The organism is Halobacillus litoralis (assembly GCF_009856445.1).
Taxonomy (GTDB): Bacteria; Bacillota; Bacilli; order Bacillales; family Halobacillaceae; genus Halobacillus; species Halobacillus litoralis.
On sequence record NZ_WMFA01000010.1, the window covers coordinates 77,414 to 96,663 of the forward strand.

Below are 19,250 nucleotides of genomic sequence, written 5' to 3' on the forward strand. Positions count from 1 at the left end.
GAGAGTTATTCCTGTTTCAAGTAGCGGCGGTCTTTGAGGAAGAGACGCCAGAAAAGGTAGAAAGCTGGGATGAGAATTCCGAATCCGACGGCATAGACAATCAGCATCTGATAGAACGTATCAGGGTTTGTGAACCCGTCTGTGATGGTAATATCCGGATAAATCAAGTAAGGCAGGTGTGCGGCCCCATAAGCATAAATTGCGACGGCATATTGTAAGCCAACCATGATGACAGCGGGGCGTGCCAGCCCCCGATGGCCGTCTTTTTTTCTGATGAAGAGAAAGCCATAACCGATGAGAAAGAACAGAAGGGATAAACCGAACGCCACCCAGTGTTCCTGGATGTTATCAACGATCCATGAAGCCTCATCAGGGAATGTGCCGATCGTCAACATGGCGATGGCGATACTGACAGGCCCAAGCCAAAGTGAATGTTTGCGAAAAGTATCATAGGCGTTCCAGTCCTCTGCTTCCTTCGCATAATCCATCAGGAAAATGGCCGAGATGAAAAGCTCGGTCGATAATCCGAACAAGATATGCATATACAAGGTCGGGTGGGTGAGCAATTCTCCGTACTCCAGGCGGGGATAGCCACTTTCAACACTGACGAATCCCCCTAAAGTGATCGGAAGTATACTGACGAGAAGTGCCGGAATGATCAATCCGGTAAAACCGGAAGTCAGCCGGAGCAGGTCTTTATACCGATCAGCGTGATGCTGGAAAACCATGAACGTCGTGCGAATCGTCAAGAGCAGTACCCCGAGTCCGACCGGGACGAGCAGAACATTGCTGAGCAAGGTTGTAGCGAACGGGAAAAAAGTGACGACAGATACGACGAATATGACGAGAAAGACGTTGGTCACTTCCCATGTGGGAGAAAGAAAACGGTTGGCGATTTGGGAGGCACTTTTTTCTTCATTTCTTCCATAAATCATGCCCCAGAATCCTGCACCGAAGTCGAGAGACCCGAGGATGGAATAGACGAAAAGCAAGCTCCACAAAATCGTAATCGCTAATGTTGATGCTTCCATAGGTTGTACGTCCTTTCTGGGATGATGTTTTCTTACGCTTCTCGCGCATCCAAATCTTTACGGACCGGGTTTCGTTTGAAGTAATAGCGCATCACGAATCCAGTGACAAACAGCAAAGTAATATACAGGGTCATGAAAAGGTAGAAAAGGAAACCGACGCTGTTGGATTTAGTTGCCGCCTCATCTGTACGCAGCACTTCATTGATGGTCCACGGCTGCCGACCGATACAGCTGAAGCACCAGCCCGCTTCAATGGCAAGCATCGCGAGCGGACCACTGACAACGAGCATAGCCAGAATCCAGCTTGGAAACTCTTTTTTCAGGACGTGTTTCCAGAACAAAGCGATGAATGCAACGAGAATGAGGACCGTACCAATCCCGACCATGACATTGAAGAGGATGTGGACATAAAGCGGCGGCCATAATTCTTCGGGCCATTCATTGAGTCCCATCACTTCTGTATCCAAACGATCACCAGCAAGAAAACTGAGTGCGTAAGGGATTTCGACTGCGTATTTCACTCGTTGATCTTCCAGAGAAGTATAACCACCGACGGATAACGGAGCGTAGCGTTGAGTTTCGAAAAGTCCCTCCGCAGCTGCCAATTTACGTGGATTGTATTCATGAAGCATCTGTGCTGTTTCATGCCCGTTGACTGCTGTTGCAAGAGACATGAGCGCGCCGAAGTAAAGAGCGATGGTCAGTGCTTTTTTATGGTAGGCACGCTCAGCTTTCGTGATTTTGCTTCTCATGAGTCGGAGCGCGGCAATAGAAGCAACGAGAAAGGCAACGGTCATATAAGCAGACAAAGTCACGTGGATGGCGGTGACACCGAAACTTGGATTGAAAAAGGCGGCCCACGTATTTACATCTGTGATCTCACCATCTGGTGTAATGTTAAAACCTGCCGGTGTGTTCATCCACGCATGGACATCGGTGATTAAGATGGCCGATGCGGTTGCTCCAAGTGCGACAGATATAATGCTGACAAGTCTCAATGTCGGCGGCAGACGGTCGGCCGCATATAAATAGATCGACATGAACACAGCTTCAATAAGAAATGCGAAAATCTCCATTTGGAACGGGAGCGCGATGACTTGTCCAACGATCTCCATGAAGTCTGGGAATAATAGGGAGATCATGACACCGACAATGGTTCCTGAAGCAATCGATACAGCCAATAAAATAGCGAAACCTTTCGTCCATCGTTTCGCCATCAACGCATAATCCGGGTCTTTTTTTATAAAGTGGAGGACTTCCGCGATGATGATCATGACGGGAAGTCCAACACCAATCGTTGCATAAATAATGTGAAACCCAAGCGACGTTCCGAACAAAGCCCGGGCCATTACGACGATATCCATTGATCTCCACCTCACATACAAATTCAATACCTCGCTTATTTTTCCAATGTGATGGTGGATTATTCGTCAGGAGGAATGTTTTTCTACGATTACCATATACTCATCGATCGCGAAAGATTTCACATGATCGTTTTCTTCTGTGATGGAAAAGTGGTTCTTTGCTTCTGCGGGTGCTTGTTTAAAAAATTCTTCAACGGCTTTTTGGTCTGTTTCATCGTCTAATGTACGTCGTACCCAGTCTTGGAAAGGCATGATCTTCTTTCTCGTGAGGTATTGTTTGACGTTCAAACGGTGGTTGCGGAAAAGCTTTTCCCAATCACTGATTTTGAGAGCGCGGACGTGGCTGTAATCACGTTTTTTCTCGAACCGATTATAAAACTCATCCAATTGATCATCTTCAGGTGCCACGTTATCAATCATTAAAAATTTACCGTTGTCTTTTAAGACGCGGGCCACCTCCTCAATAAAACGATTGGGGGAAGGGAAGTGATGAGGAGCAATACGGCAAGTGACAAGATCAAAACTGTCGTCAAGAAAAGGGAGTTGCTCCGCATCAGCGACTACGTATTCAATGTTTGATTGAGAATTCAAGTGATAGGCGGTGTTTTGCAGCATGTCTTTTGTGAGGTCTGTGGCGAAAACCGTTCCGCAATGGCTACTCAGGGCTTTGGCGACATGGCCACCTCCTGTAGCGATATCCAGTGCTTTGTGAGAATCATCGGGTTTCAGCCACTCTACGATAGCATCGAGATCCGATTGTTTTTTATGGGTCGTACTGTCGACATACGCCTGCTTGTTTTTCGAAAATACTTCCTGAACATGACGTTTTACTTCATCTGACATAAGTAATCCCTTCTTTCCTATTATTCCGCTTCCGGTTATATGTTGTTTGTGTATGCAGTTATTAAAGAATATGGAGGATTGTGGAAGACTCAGTTTCGAGATGTTTGGGGGCTTCGTTTGCCATATTTGGAGTCAGGGGTGGCTGGGAAGCTACTCGCTTTCCTGTGGGGGAGTGCCGAGCTTCCTCGGGCTACGCCCTGCGGGATCTCGCCGATCTCCTTTCTCCCACGGGAGTCTCGCAGCTTCCCAGCCACCCCATACGATAAAAGTGAGAAACGAACCCCTTTGCCCCGTATGAGTGTCTTTCACAGATCCTGAATCTATAGTGATAAAGCGCTCTATAACAGGCTTTATCATTCAAAATGTTGTAGGAGAATCCATGTTGCTTCACTTTCCTTAGGAGTAAAAGCTTCCCTTTCCTGGAAGTGGTTTCGAGATACTTATATGGCAAAGGGCGGAGGGGAATGGCGAGACTCCTGCGGGAAAAAAGTGCTTGGTGAGACCCCACAGGACGCAGTCCGAGGAGGCTCACCGCGCTCCCGCGGAAAGCGAGCTATTCCCCGCAGCCCCCATCCACCTAACAAAAGTCTCGAAACTGAGTCTTCAAGAATAGGGAGCTTATTTTCAATATTTAACAGGGCTTAATTTTATTGTAAGCAAAACAGGTGATTGGCGATAATATGGAATTTTTATAGAAAGCGATAAGATAAAGTGAATACGTATAAGGTTTTGAAAAATGGGCGAGGATGAGGGTAAGAAAGCTTTGACATACAAAAGATTACATTGTAGGATATGGAGAAGATACGTATAGTTTCGTTGACGGGAAGAGTAGGCTTTTATTTCTGTCTCAAGAGAGTCGCTGGCTGGTGTGAAGCGATGACAGGTAATAGCTGAAGATCATCTCTGAGAAGTTCTGCTGAAATGATACAGAGTAAGTGGAACCGGTGGGCGGCCGTTATCCGTTTTGTGAACCGAGAGCCGTGCACGTTGTGTGCGGAATATGGGTGGTACCGCGGAATCAAATCCGTCCCTGTTTTTACAGCAGGGGCGGATTTTTTATTTTGTCCCTGACGTCACTAGGAAGTTCGTAATCATTTTTCTATACAAAAAATCAAAGGGTAAGAGGTGGAAGAAATGCGCAGTGTCAATACGAAAGAAGCGGCTTTAGACCGCGAAAATCGTGTCAAAGATTACTGGAATAAAGAAAATGTCTTCCGTCGCTCCATGAACGAGCGCGAAGGTGCAGAAACATTTGTTTTTTATGAAGGACCGCCGACAGCCAACGGCCTTCCTCACGCCGGTCACGTGCTTGGCCGCGTCATCAAGGACTTTGTCGGACGTTACAAAACGATGCAGGGCTATCAAGTACTCCGTAAGGGCGGCTGGGATACCCACGGTCTGCCGGTAGAGCTTGAAGTTGAGAAACAGCTTGGCATCTCCGGAAAACAGCAGATCGAAGAGTACGGTGTCGAGAAGTTCATCGAGAAATGTAAGGAAAGTGTCTTCAACTACGAAAAAGAGTGGCGTGAGTTTACGGAATCCATCGGTTACTGGCTCGATATGGATGATCCGTATGTCACTCTACAGGATCGTTATATTGAAAGTGTCTGGTATATCCTGAGTGACCTTCACAAGCGTAACCTGCTTTCTAAAGGTCACCGTGTTACCCCTTACTGCCCGAGCTGTCAGACGACATTGAGCTCCCACGAAGTGGCACAGGGCTATGAAGATGTCAAAGACCTATCCGCAACCGCGAAGTTCAAAGTGAAGGGTTCTGAAAATGAATTCTTCCTGGGATGGACGACAACGCCATGGACATTGCCAGCCAACGTAACGCTTGCTGTTCACTCGGACCTTGACTATATCAAGGCGAAAAAAGATGGAGAAGTGTACATCGTTGCGGAAGCTCTTGCTGAGAAGAACCTCGGAGAAGAGTACGAAGTCGTTTCCAAGCATAAAGGGAGCGAATTCAAGGATGTTGAATACCAGCCGCCGTTCCCATTCGTTAAGCCTGAACGTGGTCACTTCGTAGTTGAAGCAGACTTCGTAAACGCAGAAAGCGGAACAGGTGTCGTACACATCGCACCCGCTTATGGTGAAGATGACTACAACCTGGTGAAGGAAAACAACTTGTCCTTCTTCAATGTCGTTGATGGCCAAGGTCGTTACACAGAGGATATCCCTCCATTTGAAGGCCGATTCGTCAAAGACTGTGACGTCGACATCGTGAAATACCTGGCAAATGAAGGACTTCTTTTCCATAAAGAAAAATACGAGCACAGCTACCCACATTGCTGGCGTTGTGATTCTCCATTGCTTTATTACGCAATCGAGAGCTGGTTCATCAAGACCACAGAACTGAAAGATCAGTTCATCAAAAACAACCAGGAAGTGACTTGGCATCCGAACCACATCAAAGATGGCCGCTTCGGTAACTTCCTTGAAAACATGGTCGACTGGAACATCGGTCGTAACCGTTTCTGGGGAACACCACTGCCAATCTGGATGTGTGATTCTTGTGACCACCAGTACGCACCGCACAGCAAAGCGGATCTACAAGAAAAAGCGATCGGTGATATCGGTGATGTTGAGCTTCACAAGCCTTATGTCGACCGCGTCCAGGTAACCTGTGAAAAATGTAACGGCACAATGAACCGTGTACCAGAAGTTATCGACGTATGGTTCGACTCTGGTTCTATGCCATTTGCCCAGCAGCACTACCCGTTTGAAAACAAAGATCAGTTTGAGAAGCAGTTCCCTGCAGATGTCATCTGTGAAGGAATTGACCAGACACGTGGATGGTTCTACAGTCTGCTTGCTGTTTCCACATTGTTTACGGGTAAAGCTCCATACAAGCGTGTCCTTTCTACAGGTCACATCCTTGATGAAGAAGGGCGCAAGATGTCCAAGAGTAAAGGGAACGCTCTAAACCCGACAGATCTTGTTACGAAATTCGGTGCTGACGCTTTCCGTTGGGCACTTCTTGCTGACAGTGCACCATGGAACAACAAGCGATTCTCCGAACGTGTCGTCATCGAAGCGAAATCGAAAGTCATCGACACACTCGTGAACACGCACGGTTTCTACACGTTGTATGCCAATATTGATGGATACACGTTCGATAAAAATGAAGAAGGCGAAAAGACACTGCTTGACCGCTGGGTTCTTTCCCGCCTCAACAGTGTGACGGGTGTCGTAGAAGAAGCGTTGAACGACTATGACTTCACAAAAGCTGCGAAAGCTCTTGAGAAGTATGTTGATGAAGTGAGTAACTGGTACATCCGTCGTTCCCGTGACCGTTTCTGGGAAGAAGGCATGACAGAGTCCAAGAAAGCGGCTTACCACACACTCCACGAAGTGTTGGCACAGCTGAGTCAGCTGATGGCTCCTTACACGCCGTTCCTTGCTGATGACATCTATCAAAACTTGACGGGTGAAAGTGTGCACTTGGCGTACTTCCCGAAAGTAGACGATACAGTTGTCAACACACAGCTTGAAAAAGATATGGATGCTGTCCTGCAAGTGGTTGAGCTTGCTCGTGGAGTCCGTAATACAGAGTCCATCAAAACGAAGCAGCCTCTATCTGAACTTGTCGTCATTCCGGTCAACCAGGATCAAGGAAAAGCGCTCGAAGAATACAGCAATATCATCCGTGATGAGATCAACGTGAAGGATGTGGTTGTGAAGCAGTCTTCTGATGATCTTGTCCGTTATGAAGTGAAGCTGAATTTCCGTGCGGCAGGACCTGTTCTAGGGAAAAATGTTGGTGTCGTGAAAGGCTACCTTGAAAAACTTTCAGACGAAGAAGCAGCGAAAATCGTCCAGGACGAGAAAGTCGTTGTGCCGACAGGAGATGGGGAAGTCGAAGTGACGATGGATCTGTTGAACGTTGAACGCGTCGCGGATGCTGGACTTTCTATGGGATCCAACCAGGACTTCCACGTTGTGCTCGATACGAACATCACAGAAGAGCTGCGTCTTGAAGGCCTCGCACGTGAAGTGATCCGTGTCATCCAGGATGAGCGTAAACAGCAGGATCTTCCAATCGATCTTCGCGTCGACATCGCCCTTGATGGAGATGCAGACGTGAAAGAAGCCATCCAGCAAAATGAACAGCTGATCCGTGAAAATGTTCTTGTGAATAATTTGACGGTCGGTGAAAAAGAAGCGATGAAAGAGTACACAGTCGGTGATCACCAGCTGAAACTGGCGCTTCAAAAGTAATAGTTGTAAAAGCTGGAGCATACGGTGCTCCAGCTTTTTTATTTTCAACAAGAGGATTTAGGTCTATAGTATCGAAGTAAACAACGAATACAATCATTCAGGGGGTAGAACCATGTTCAAGAAAATGGCCAGTGATGCATTAGGATTGAGTGACATTGGAAAGATCATAAGAAAAGAAGACTTTGATAAAGCACAGTCCGATGATTTTGTATTGACGGAAGATGGAGAGAAAATCCATTTTTTGATCAAGTCAAAAAGTGATGAATACTGCTTTACGAACCGGGCGCTTATCCACCTCGATGGTGACAAAGCGACAAGCAGCAAACGGAACATCAAACGCTATGACTATTACCAGCATCCGATCCGCCATGTATCTGTGGAGACGGCAGGGACGATCGACCTGGATTTAGAAATCAAGTTTTACATCGGTGATCAGTACATGAGCATCGACATCGCCAAGGATGAAGGAGAAGCGATTGCCGACTTGTATAAATCTCTTGTGTCCATCTCTCAAATTCAGGAGGAAAATCAGCGACAGGCGGCTTTTGCAAAAGACAGCATTGGAATGGCGCAGGACCTTATCCATGACAACCGGTTCCATGAAAATGACATTTCAAAAGAGTTCGGTGAAGCGGCTACTTTTGCGTATGATTGGTTTATACAAAAGTACAAAGAGAATACCCGTAAAGACTTTGACGATGTGTTTGAGAAATATATTCAGAATTAGAGAAAACCCGGATCATGTTTCATCACATGGTCCGGGTTTTCTTTAATTTGCAGCTTCTCTAAATGATTTTTCGGTACCCACAAAGCTTAGCAGAGTAGAGAGATCTTTCCCTTCTTCAGATTGGCAGTTGCTCACATACACCATTGGCCCGCGACGAGTCACGTATTCACAATCGAATGTGCCGGCAGGGGACGACGGATAGGCACCATAATTGTTGACGAAACGGATGGCCTCTCCATCGTAGGAGAAGGAGTTCTGGTAATGGGAACCGTCTGGACTGAAGATGGAGACGTCAAGGTCGTCTTCCGCTCCTTGTTCCACATTTTTAATGAAAGTGGCCATTTCTTTTACATTTTCGACTTCCAGGGCTCCGTTTTTTATTTGATCAAATTGTTCTGATTGATGTTCAACGATCACATGTCCATCTTCTTTCGCATCTTCAACCGTGTAGGGTTCTTCTGTGTCAGCTTCCGAACAAGCAGCTAAAAAGAATAAGCACGACAACCAAAATATTTTCTTCATATAATCCTCCTACTATGTATTTCTGTTCCTTATATTTCCATTATTAAGCAAGTGTGGAAGGATGTACACACCTAAAAAAGAAAAGCCGCCTCAGTTCTGAGTGCGGCTTTTGGCTTATTCTTGTTCTTTCAATTCATATAATGGAACCTTTTGAACGATGTTCGGCTGATCCGTCGGGTGAATGCGCGCCATTTCGTTACGTTCAATAACCTCTTCGATGTAAATTTCACGGTCTTCGTGCATGACCGGAATCATGTCTTCAGATTTGAAGATTTCTTTTGCGCGTTCTTTGTTCATCTCAACAACCCCTCCTTTTAAACGTAATATTCGCAAGAAAGGGCTGCGGTATTCTCCGTAAAAAACGTTAAGTCACTTTCGTTGGGAGTTAGGACACTTTGGGTGCGCGTTAAGTCACTTTCGAGAAAGTTAGGGCACTTACCTTCAGCGTTGGGTCACTTTCAATGAGAGTTAGGGCACTTTCGTCCTCCATTCACGCCCGCACCAACATCCGGTCCAATGCTTTTCGTGCATCAGAGGCAACAGAAGACTCGACTCGTATCAAGTTCTGCGGCTGACCTTCCGCTATCGATTCAAGGGACCAGGCCAGATGTGGAAGGTCGATCCGGTTCATCGTGAGACATGGGCACATCCTCGGGTTCAATGAAATGATGTGCTGCTCCGGATGTTCCTGGATGATGCGATTGACGAGGTTCATTTCGGTTCCGATGGCCCATTCACTTCCAGGTGGAGCGTTCTCAATCGCCTGGATAATGGCGTTAGTAGATCCTGAGAGATCAGAAAGCTCTACAACTTCACGACTGCACTCCGGGTGGACGATGATTTTCATATTAGGATGATCGGCACGGACCTGTTCAACATTAGAAACTCTGAAATTTTCATGAACAGAGCAGTGTCCTTTCCATAGAATTACTTTGACAGCTTCTAGAGGACCGTCATAGATCAGTTCTTCTACAATCGGATCCCAGACAGCCATTTGATCAAGCGGGATACCGAGGTCGTAAGCTGTGTTTCTTCCTAAATGCTGATCGGGAAGGAAAAGTATCCGTTCTTTCTGGGAAAACGCCCACTTCAACATATCCGCCGCATTTGAAGAGGTGACGGTGGCTCCACCATTTTTTCCTACGAAAGCTTTAATGGCTGCCGTTGAATTTACATAGGTCAGAGGCAGGATGGTATCATCGAAAAGTTCCATGAGACGATCCCATGACTTTTCCGTCTGTTGGATGTTCGCCATATCTGCCATTGAACATCCTGCACGCATATCGGGAAGGTAGACGTGCTGATCCTCACGCGTTAAAATGTCTGCGGTTTCAGCCATAAAATGAACTCCGCAAAAAACGATCGCTTCCGCTTTATGTTGGGACGCGGATAACTGAGCAAGTTTTAAAGAATCTCCACGTGCATCAGCAAATTGAATCACTTCATCTTTCTGGTAATGGTGGCCAGGTAAGAAAAGCTTCTCTCCCATTTCTCTCTTTACCTGGAGGACTCTCTTTTCCAGGTCCTTCGTTTCCATTGTCTTGTACCGCTCAGGCAGTGTGTTCTGTTCAATCGTTTCAAAAAGATTCATCGTATTTCCTCCTTTGTTGTAGCTACACGGGCGCTGATATCAAGGGCTTTGGCGGAATGGGTCAATAACCCGAGGGAAATATAGTCAATCTCAAGACCACGGTAATCAGGTAAGGTTTCGAGCGTGATGCCTCCCGAGGCCTCCGTCGTAATCGAAGCAGGGACCAGGGTGGAGAGGTGTTTGATTTCTGATGGCGTCCGGTTATCGAACATAATGATATCGGCACCTGCTTCGACAGCCTCCACGACCTGGTTTTCCGTTTCTGTTTCCACTTCAATTTTGACGGTATGACCGACCGCTGCTTTCGCTCGGGCGACCGCTTCTCGAACCGAACCGAAGAATGCAATATGGTTATCCTTCAGCATAACGGCATCATAAAGTCCAAAACGATGGTTGGATCCGCCCCCCGTCCGGACGGCATACTTTTCAAAAGACCGTAATCCTGGGGTGGTTTTACGTGTGTCACAAATTCTGATGTTTTCATCATTCAAAGCTTCGACGGCCTTGTTTGTCAGCGTGGCAATTCCACTCATCCGTTGTATGAGGTTGAGGATGACGCGTTCCCCTTTTAAAAGTTCTCCCACAGGACCATCGATGGTGGCAATCGTGTCTCCTGGACGCACCCAATCTCCATCATGAATAGAGAGGTCGACCGAAATGGCAGCGTCCAGCAGCTGGTAGCCATCGATAATGATGTCTGCTCCGCAGAATATCCCTTCTGCTTTGGATGTAAAGGTCAGGCTGCCATGGTGACTTTTCGGAAATAAAAAGTCGGTACTGTAGTCATGCTCCCCGATATCCTCCGTGAAAAAAGCTTCTAACTGTTGTTTACGTCTCCATGGATTCATGGACTTCCCTCTTTTCTAATGTTCTTTGTCTGATGATTTGTTTGTTTTGCCATTCCAACTGCTCTTCAGGAAAATCGCTGCGATAATGACTGCCTCGGCTTTCCTCGCGCTCTAGAGCTGAACAGGTGATCAGCCAGCATGTTTGCAGCATGAACATTCTCGTCATTTGCTCGAATGTGAGCATACTTATGTCATAGGTTCTCCATTCGGAAGGTCGAACGAACGATTCCAACCACTGAAGATGGTTACTCAACTTTTGTCCATCCCTCATGATGCCGACGTTTTCCATCATCCGCTCCTGGATTTCAATTTTAGAGGGGAGTTTGAAAGGGAAGGAGGGTCTTTTTTCGGTGGTTTCCTTAGTCTGATGGAAAGGATCCGAGTCATTTTGCAAATGTTTAGCCAGTCTTTTTCCATAGACGAGTCCTTCAAGAAGGGAGTTGCTTGCAAGCCGGTTAGCTCCGTGCACCCCTGTGCAAGCGACTTCTCCAATAGCGTATAAACCTTTGACCGTTGACCTTCCCACCATATCCGTTTTCACGCCACCCATAGAAAAATGACACCCGGGCGCAACTGGAATCTGTCCTCTATGTAGATCCACACCGTATTGCCGGCATAAATTTGTGATATGGGGAAACCTTTTTTGAAACCCTTCCATGCCGCTTATATCCAAATAGACGTCATCCCCGTTTTTCCTTTTTTGATAAATCGTTTGAGAAACCACATGCCTTGGGGCGAGATCTCTCAGAGGATGGACGTTTTCCATGATCGGTGTCCCACTTTTATCAACAAGGACCGCCCCCTCTCCGCGCACCGCTTCCGAAATCAAGCCGACTGGTTTTTCCTGGATGTATAAAAGGGTAGGGTGGAACTGGATAAATTCCATGTCGGCAAGCTCTGCGCCTGCCTGATAGGCGAGTGCCATTCCATCCCCGGTGACAGAAGAAGCGTTGGATGTGGAAGCATACAATTGGCCGCAACCTCCTGTCGCAAGGACGGTATGGGGCGCGTGGAATTCATGAATGCCGGTAGCATCTTTGCTTTTTACTCCAAAACAGCATCCTTCCTCATTTGTCATGAACTCAAATACATAATGATTCTCAAAAATTTCTACATGTTGGGGTAGGGATTGGATCAAGTAATCCATAAGGACTTTTCCTGTTTGATCTCCACCCCCGTGGATAATACGGTTCTGGGTGTGGGCGCCTTCTTTTCCAAGGGCCAGAATGCCTTGTTCTTCATAGTCAAAGGCACATCCATCCGTTTCCAGTTCTCTGATGATTTGTGGAGCTTCTTCCGTCATCATGAGGGTCGCTTGATGATTATTCATCGATTGTCCAGCAATGACTGAATCTATGAAGTGGTAAAAGGGATGATCACTGTCACCGATAGCTGCAGCAATTCCACCTTGCGCTAAACGAGAATTTCCATGACCGAGCGAGGACTTTGTGATAATAATCACATTTTTGTCCGCGGCAAGTTGTCGGGCGAGTTGTAAGGCTGCTACGCCACTACCGATGATGATGATATCTGCGGTCCGAATCATGAGTTTAACCTCCATAAATATACATGTGTATTTACACTTATATTTACACACTGTTAAACTATTGACAAGAGATTTGGATCAAAAAGGAGAGAGAAATGTGGAGGGATACTTTGATTATGCGGCGACATGCCCTATGGATGAGGATGCGTTAGAGGCATACGTGCATGCCACTCGTCATTACTTTGCCAACACGAAAAGTTTACATGATTCCGGTACAAAAGCTCATGCATTGTTGGATCAATGCCGAAATACAATAGCGGATCTACTGGGGATTGAACGGGAAGGGGTTTATTTTACAAGCGGTGGGACAGAAAGCAATGAACTTGCGTTGGATGCTCTTTTGAAAGCGGGAAAAGGGAGGCATATCATTACCACGGAGGCGGAGCATTCTTCTGTACGAAATCTTATTCAAAGATGCGAGGAAGAGGGTTATAAGGTAACGAGGGTGCCGCTGAATGAAAAGGGAATGGTTCATGTGGAAGATGTAGCAAGAGCTATCCAGGAGGATACGGTCCTCATGGCGATCCAGCATGTGAATTCCGATATTGGAACGGTGCAGCCGATCCGGGAGCTTTCTAATCTTTGTCGAGCGCACGGCATTCTTTTCCATAGTGATTGTGTCCAGTCCTTTGGAAAAATGGCGTTAGAGGAAGTGGCTCCTTATGTCGATAGTCTCTCAGTCAGTTCACATAAATTATACGGGCCGAAGGGGGTAGGAGCGGTTTATATTCGTCCGTCCCTTTCTTTCCACCCGAAAACTCCAGGTGGTACTCATGAAGGGGGCGTCAGAGCGGGTACTGTTAACACACCAGGCATTGCTGGATTTACGGTAGCGGCTGAAAAAATGGTGAAAGAAAGATCTAGGATCGAGTCGAAAATTGTGCAATTGAAAAAAACATTTCTGGAAGCAGGAGAGTGGAGGCTGGTCGGAGACACAGCAGACAGTTCCGTGCCGATTATTGGTCTGCTCCTGCCTGAAATAGAGGGACAATGGGCCATGCTTGAAGGAAATCGGCGTGATTTTCATTTTTCAACAGGTAGTGCATGCCGTACGGGCAGCCAAGGGCCTCCAGGTACATTACTGGCGATGGGCTGTGATGCTGAAGAGGCCAAGTCTTTCATTCGTCTCTCTTTCAGTCATGAACAGACAAATGAACAGGTAGAGAAACTTGCCCTCTTTTTGAATGAGCTACACAAACCAACCGTGGCTAAGTAAATGGATTTCAGGACCTGCATCTGTTCTTTGCCCCATGGACGAAGGACTTCCTTCTGAATCATAGTTTGTCCTTATCACTCATAGGATGATGGGTGAGGGGAGGAGCCTGAATTGGGGTTGTTTCATGAGTTCAAACAGTTCACCGTCCGTGGAAGTGCCGTTGATATGGGTGTCGGGATGGTTTTAGGTGCCGCTTTCAGTGGATTTATTGATTCACTAGTGACTGATATTTTACTTCCGCCTGTTGGTGTTTTGTATACAAAAATGAATTTTGAAAATATGTTCCTGAGCCTTGATGGATCGGTTTATCCTTCGCTTACGGCTGCTAAAGAAGCGGGAGCTGCTACCATCAATTATGGTCTGTTTGTTACGGCTTCCGTCCGTTTTATCATCATCCTGTTTGCGGTTTTTCTTGTCGTACGCCAAATCAATCGTTGGAAAAAACCTCATCAGCACCCTTTGCATGGCATGACAAAAAAAGAGTGCCCCTATTGCTGTATGCCAATTCCTACTCAGGCAGTCATCTGCCCGAATTGCTCATCTTCACTTGAAGCGCATCCTTCTCCGCGTCAGCAAGTGAAGACGAAGTGGCGAATCAAATGAAAAAGGCGAATCCTGAAGAGGATCCGCCTTTTATTTTTCATGTATTATTCTGAACTGTCTTCGCTCTCTGTGTCACTTTGTTCCTGCTCTTCCATTTGTTCATCTTCCATTTCGCCGTCTTCTTCTCCACCACAAGCAGCAAGGGTCAAAACAGATACTAAACCTAACGCCAACATCCATTTCTTCAACATGTAAAAAATCCCCTTTCCAAAGTGAGTTACGTATAAAAGATACCCGTTCTTTGTTAAGGGAAAGTGAATCCAGTGTTATTTTATGGTAATGAAATCAATGGTCATTGTTATCATTGATGGCATGATTGCGTTGACTATTTCCATCTACTTATTGTTTTAAAAAGAAGGTTGAAACTTGAGGAGATCGTTTTCGTATAAAAGGTAGAGGTGATTCTGTGAAGAAAGTTATCGTCTTCATTTTTACGTTGGTTTTAAGCTATGGGCTTGTTTCCTGGGGGACTGGTTTAGTTTTGACTGTTCTTCATGATACAGATCCATGGATGGTCAATACCGTAGAGGAACCATCAATTTTTGTAAGGATTCTGCCTGCGGTTACTTTAATTCTGCCTTTGCTTATAGCTGTTTTCATAACAAATAAGTTTAGTGAAGCGAGGGGGATAAAGAAATGAGAATCAGTTCATTGCAAGAGAGAAAGGACTTGGTCAGGCTTGCGACTAACGTTTTTTGGGAGCAGTGGGGGAGTGAAAATAACTTCAAGCTGTATGAAGACTGCATCCGTCAATCATTGAAAGATGAGGATGAACTGCCTTTGTTTTATATTCTATTGGATGAAGAAGAAATCATTGGCACATATGCTCTGCTTAGAAACGATATGAACAGTCGCCAGGATCTTTGCCCATGGTTTGCCTGTCTTTATGTTAAGCCTGATCATCGAGGACAAAAGATCGGGGAACAGCTTCTCCGTCATGCGAGTGAAGAAGCCGGGAGGTTAGGTTACGATACTCTGCATTTAGGTACAGACCTCGAGGGATATTATGAAAAATATGGATGGGAACAAGAAGGGAAAGCTTATGATCTAGCTGGTGAACCCATTAGAGTTTATACAAGAGCGACATAAGTATATCCAAATTTTTCTCCTCGTGAATCTAAAGGAATCGGGCATCCTACGTTTATGAATACGTAGGAGGAATTGCATTGGAAAACAAAGTAAGCCGTTGGTGTCTAGTCAGTATGGCTTCCATTCCCCTTGTGATGACGCTCGGAAATTCAATGCTGATTCCAGTATTGCCGATTTTCGAGAAAAAGGTTGGCATCACATCTTTTCAATCAAGCACAATCATCACCAGCTATTCTTTAGCGGCAATCATTCTTATCCCTGTCGCCGGGTACTTATCCGATCGTTTCGGCAGAAAATTAATAATTTTGCCGAGTCTTGTCCTGGCTTTTATTGGTGGGCTGATCTCCGGTTTTTCTTCATGGAAGTTAGAAGATCCGTTTCTCTGGATTACGATTGGACGTATCCTGCAGGGGATTGGCGCAGCCGGAGCGACTCCAATTATTCTGCCGCTCGTCGGAGATTTATATAAAGACGATGATGAAAAAGCGAGCTCTTGCCTTGGCATCATTGAAACATCGAATACGTTCGGAAAAGTACTCAGTCCGATCCTGGGTTCTATTTTTGCTGTGTTTTTATGGTTTTTGCCGTTCTTTTCGATTTCCTTTTTCAGTTTGATTTCCATTGTCCTTGTTTTCTTTTTTATTAAAGTTCCTAAAGGGAAAAAGGAAAAACCACAGCCGTTCAAGCAATTTCTGAAAAAAACGAAAGAAATTTTCAAACAGGAAGGAAAATGGCTGTATCCGGTTTTCCTATTGGGGGCATACGCCATGCTCATCTTGTTTGCGGTTCTGTTCTTCATGTCCGATATCTTAGAGAAGACTCATAACATCGAAGGAGTGAAAAAAGGATTCGTACTCGCGATCCCGCTTTTCACGTTATGTGTATCCGCCTTTGTGACCGGAAAGAAAATCAAAGGAGATACCACTGTAATGAAATGGGTGCTCGTCATTGCATTGATTATGGTATCGGCAAGTGTGATTTTTGTGGGGTATGTGAATGAGAAGTTGTTTCTGCTTTTAGTTGTGACCAGCATATTAGGTACGGCGATTGGCGGGATGCTCCCAACTCTCGATGCGCTCATAACAGAAGGGATTGAAAAAGAAGAGCGTGGAACGATTACTTCTTTTTATAGCTCCTCAAGATTCATAGGGGTAGCAGCAGGTCCGCCGTTGATGTCGCTGCTTATGAAAGAATATTTGAATATTAGTTATATCGCGAGCGGAGCTTTGGGTGGTCTTCTTTTATTGATTGTTCTCGTATTGATCAAGCCGGAGAAAAGTGGAGATCAAACCAAGACTGCATGAAAAAGTGCCTTTCCAATTGGAAAGGCACTTTTTGTTAACAGTATTGGTTATAGGCATTCGTGAGATTTTCTACAATTTCTTCTACTTCATAATCCTCAATCTCTTCGCGAGGGATGAAGTGGAGCACCTGTCCATCTTTCAAAAGAGCCATGGAAGGGGAGGACGGCTCGTAGCCTTCCAAATAGTCACGCATACGTGAGGTTGCTTCGCGGTCTTGACCGGCGAAGACTGTGACAATGTTATCCGGGCGTTTTTCATTTTTGAGCGATTCGCGTGCGGAAGGACGTGCCAATCCAGCAGCACATCCACAGACAGAGTTAATGACTACAAGGGACGTTCCTTTTGTTTCGCTGATGAACGTGTCCACTTCCTCCGGGGTCGTCAATTCTGTGAATCCGGCGTTCGTCAATTCATCACGCATCGGCTGGGAGATTTCTTTCATATATGCTTCATATGGGTTCATAATTGTAGCCTCCTATTGTTGTTTTTTCTTAGTCGCTTGAGTCATTTGATGCCATACGGATCCTTTAGCTTCTTCGCCGCCTTCAATTCTTTCGATGGCCATATTGATCTGCAGACGAACTTCGAATTCGGGATCATCAGCGGCTTCCTTCAAGGCAGGAAGAGCGGATTCATCGCCAAGCTCATACAAGTACATCGCTGCTCGCCAGCGGACGAGTTTGTTGGAATCGGAAAGAGACTCCATCATTTTCGGCATCGCTTCTTTGAAGCCGAGATCCGAAATGCAATCCCCGGCTGTGCGACGTACGGTGACCGTTTTGTCATTGAGCGCCTTATAGAGATAGGGAAGTGTTTCGAGTTCTTCAATCATTCCAAGATACGCCGTTGCCAGACGTCGGATTGAAGCCTTCTCATCATCCAGAGCTTTATCAAGCAGGCGGTAATCGTCTGCGGTCGGATCCATTCGGTCTAAAGCCGCATAGCGAACTTTCCAATCCTCATGATCCAGTGTTTCCAAGCTGATTTTCGCCTTTTCTTCCTTCGGTTCAACATCAACCGATTCTTGGTCAAACGCTTGTTTAACAAGAGATTCCAGTCGTTCGTCGTCATAACTTGCCGAAAGTTCTTCTTTTACCTGTTCCCCAATTTCAGCCACGTCACCATAGCGCGGGTTCTGTTCCGCCCATTTACGCTCCATGATCATGTTCGGAGAAGCGGGAGCTGCTTTCATAGCTGCCTCCATGAAACGTTCAGGAAGCCCTACACGTGTTTCCTCTTCGCCTTCCTCAAGCTTCACTTGCATCGGCAGGCCGCGGAACATCTGAACGAATACACGGACTTCCCCGAAATGTCCATCCGGTTCTTCCTGCTTTTGTGAAGGTGCTTCTTCCGTTGACTCCGATCCAAAAACCTTCCTTACTTCAGGAAGAATCGCTTCCCAGGAGACGCGTGCATTTCTTTCTAAAGCGATGAAATCTGTCACGTGGTAAAGGCCTTTGACACCTTCAATCTCAAAAAGGTGCTGGACAAAATCTGGTGCCTTATTTAGTTCATCATCTTTTTTATAATTGTGAGTTTCGCCGTCCGGCAAAGTCTCGTTCAAGTTGATTTTCATTGAATTTGGACTAGGTGTCGGTTCAATGGATACGATTTTCACTGAGTATAACCCCCTAACGGTCTGATCAATTTTCCATCCGGTTCCGAGGGATCTGCCCTCATTCCATGTTTTCATTTTATCAAAGATTCCCAAGCTCATCCACGCATCCGCCCCCTTGTTCAACTAAAGCTCCCTATTCTTGAAGACTCAGTTTCGAGATGATTGTAAGGTTCTAGGGGCTCCGGGAAAAGGTTCGCTTTCCATGGGGCGGGCGGTGAGCCTCCTCAGGCTACGCCTTACGGGGTCTCACCTGTCCCACACGTCCCATAGGAGTCTCACCGTTTCCCTCCGCCCCTTTACCTTTTAAGTGTCTCGAAACCACTTTCAAAAGGGGGAGCTTCAATGATTGAGGGAAGTGAATGATTAGAACACCTGTATTCATAAATAAGGCTCCAATTCTTCTCCCTAAACGGGCATATAAGTTTGTTGTATCAAGCATTTGTGTTTGCTAAACGTCAATTGGGTAGCGTTTAAATTATTTACTTCTCATAACCATACAAGTGATTTTTTAGTAGTGGTTTCGAGAACCTTCCTTGGTTAAGGGGCAGAGGGGAATGGCGAGACTCCTGCGGGAAAAAAGTGCTTGGTGAGACCCCGCAGGACGCAGTGAAGTGACCCCCAAGAGTTGGACACCTTCTAACTCTGACCGAAGGGGGATACACCTTGAATAAATTTACGAATGAAGACAAATTTCAAGCCGTCCATCGATATCTTGATGAAACCA

At 46.0% G+C, this 19,250-nt stretch carries 18 protein-coding genes and 1 other annotated feature; of the genes, 7 read left to right on the forward strand and 11 right to left on the reverse strand.

Annotated features, from left to right (window positions below; all coding sequences use genetic code 11):
• Positions 1 to 5 precede the first annotated feature (5 nt).
• The 3 genes from GLW00_RS17305 to GLW00_RS17315 form a co-directional block, all read right to left on the reverse strand.
• Complete coding sequence (locus GLW00_RS17305) at positions 6 to 1,031, reverse strand: cytochrome d ubiquinol oxidase subunit II (RefSeq protein ID WP_160916168.1); 1,026 nt, start codon at positions 1,029 to 1,031, stop codon at positions 6 to 8.
• 32 nt (positions 1,032 to 1,063) lie between these two features.
• Positions 1,064 to 2,395, reverse strand: a complete 1,332-nt coding sequence (locus tag GLW00_RS17310) for a cytochrome ubiquinol oxidase subunit I (protein WP_160916170.1) — start codon at positions 2,393 to 2,395, stop codon at positions 1,064 to 1,066.
• 66 nt (positions 2,396 to 2,461) lie between these two features.
• On the reverse strand, positions 2,462 to 3,238 hold the full coding sequence (locus GLW00_RS17315) for a class I SAM-dependent methyltransferase (protein ID WP_160916172.1): 777 nt from the start codon (positions 3,236 to 3,238) through the stop codon (positions 2,462 to 2,464).
• 807 nt (positions 3,239 to 4,045) lie between these two features.
• Positions 4,046 to 4,273: a binding site (T-box leader), on the forward strand.
• A 99-nt stretch (positions 4,274 to 4,372) separates the two neighbouring features.
• On the opposite strand from GLW00_RS17315, the gene ileS reads away from it, so the two are divergent.
• Positions 4,373 to 7,462, forward strand: a complete 3,090-nt coding sequence (gene ileS, locus GLW00_RS17320; RefSeq protein WP_160916174.1) for an isoleucine--tRNA ligase — start codon at positions 4,373 to 4,375, stop codon at positions 7,460 to 7,462.
• Between the two features lie 112 nt (positions 7,463 to 7,574).
• Positions 7,575 to 8,189, forward strand: coding sequence for a PH domain-containing protein (locus GLW00_RS17325; protein WP_160916176.1), 615 nt, complete (start codon positions 7,575 to 7,577; stop codon positions 8,187 to 8,189).
• A 42-nt stretch (positions 8,190 to 8,231) separates the two neighbouring features.
• Here GLW00_RS17325 and GLW00_RS17330 read toward each other — a convergent pair whose 3' ends face one another.
• The 5 genes from GLW00_RS17330 to nadB form a co-directional block, all read right to left on the reverse strand.
• Positions 8,232 to 8,711, reverse strand: a complete 480-nt coding sequence (locus tag GLW00_RS17330) for a hypothetical protein (RefSeq protein WP_160916178.1) — start codon at positions 8,709 to 8,711, stop codon at positions 8,232 to 8,234.
• A 114-nt stretch (positions 8,712 to 8,825) separates the two neighbouring features.
• A complete protein-coding gene (locus GLW00_RS17335) occupies positions 8,826 to 9,008 on the reverse strand; it encodes an H-type small acid-soluble spore protein (RefSeq protein ID WP_115824538.1) in 183 nt (60 codons plus the stop codon).
• Positions 9,009 to 9,201: 193 nt separating this feature from the next.
• Positions 9,202 to 10,302, reverse strand: coding sequence for a quinolinate synthase NadA (nadA, locus tag GLW00_RS17340; protein ID WP_160916180.1), 1,101 nt, complete (start codon positions 10,300 to 10,302; stop codon positions 9,202 to 9,204).
• Positions 10,299 to 11,150: a carboxylating nicotinate-nucleotide diphosphorylase gene (nadC, locus tag GLW00_RS17345; protein ID WP_160916182.1), complete on the reverse strand. Its 852-nt coding sequence runs from the start codon at positions 11,148 to 11,150 to the stop codon at positions 10,299 to 10,301. The genes nadA and nadC overlap by 4 nt, the downstream gene beginning before the upstream one ends.
• Positions 11,131 to 12,696, reverse strand: coding sequence for an L-aspartate oxidase (gene nadB / locus GLW00_RS17350; protein WP_202412553.1), 1,566 nt, complete (start codon positions 12,694 to 12,696; stop codon positions 11,131 to 11,133). Before nadB ends, nadC begins: the two co-directional genes overlap by 20 nt.
• 97 nt (positions 12,697 to 12,793) lie before the next feature.
• On the opposite strand from nadB, the gene GLW00_RS17355 reads away from it, so the two are divergent.
• On the forward strand, positions 12,794 to 13,912 hold the full coding sequence (locus GLW00_RS17355) for an IscS subfamily cysteine desulfurase (protein WP_335808493.1): 1,119 nt from the start codon (positions 12,794 to 12,796) through the stop codon (positions 13,910 to 13,912).
• Positions 13,913 to 14,023: 111 nt separating this feature from the next.
• Positions 14,024 to 14,515: a large conductance mechanosensitive channel protein MscL gene (gene mscL, locus GLW00_RS17360; protein WP_160916186.1), complete on the forward strand. Its 492-nt coding sequence runs from the start codon at positions 14,024 to 14,026 to the stop codon at positions 14,513 to 14,515.
• A gap of 44 nt (positions 14,516 to 14,559) precedes the next feature.
• Here mscL and GLW00_RS20565 read toward each other — a convergent pair whose 3' ends face one another.
• Complete coding sequence (locus tag GLW00_RS20565; RefSeq protein WP_202412554.1) at positions 14,560 to 14,706, reverse strand: hypothetical protein; 147 nt, start codon at positions 14,704 to 14,706, stop codon at positions 14,560 to 14,562.
• Between the two features lie 215 nt (positions 14,707 to 14,921).
• Between GLW00_RS20565 and GLW00_RS17365 the strand changes: the two genes are divergently transcribed.
• From GLW00_RS17365 to GLW00_RS17375, 3 genes are all read left to right on the forward strand, one after another.
• The gene (locus GLW00_RS17365) at positions 14,922 to 15,155 is read left to right on the forward strand and encodes a hypothetical protein (RefSeq protein ID WP_160916188.1); all 234 of its coding nucleotides are present in this window, start codon (positions 14,922 to 14,924) and stop codon (positions 15,153 to 15,155) included.
• Complete coding sequence (locus tag GLW00_RS17370) at positions 15,152 to 15,604, forward strand: GNAT family N-acetyltransferase (RefSeq protein WP_160916190.1); 453 nt, start codon at positions 15,152 to 15,154, stop codon at positions 15,602 to 15,604. The genes GLW00_RS17365 and GLW00_RS17370 overlap by 4 nt, the downstream gene beginning before the upstream one ends.
• A gap of 113 nt (positions 15,605 to 15,717) precedes the next feature.
• Positions 15,718 to 16,908 (forward strand): MFS transporter, encoded by a 1,191-nt coding sequence (locus tag GLW00_RS17375; protein WP_160916205.1) that lies wholly within the window; start codon positions 15,718 to 15,720, stop codon positions 16,906 to 16,908.
• Positions 16,909 to 16,942: 34 nt separating this feature from the next.
• Here the strand turns inward: GLW00_RS17375 and GLW00_RS17380 are convergent, their stop codons facing one another.
• Both GLW00_RS17380 and GLW00_RS17385 read right to left on the reverse strand, forming a co-directional pair.
• Entirely contained in the window at positions 16,943 to 17,371 is a 429-nt protein-coding gene (locus GLW00_RS17380; RefSeq protein ID WP_160916192.1) for a BrxA/BrxB family bacilliredoxin, read from the reverse strand.
• A 12-nt stretch (positions 17,372 to 17,383) separates the two neighbouring features.
• On the reverse strand, positions 17,384 to 18,526 hold the full coding sequence (locus tag GLW00_RS17385) for a conserved virulence factor C family protein (RefSeq protein WP_160916194.1): 1,143 nt from the start codon (positions 18,524 to 18,526) through the stop codon (positions 17,384 to 17,386).
• Positions 18,527 to 19,250: the final 724 nt, after the last annotated feature.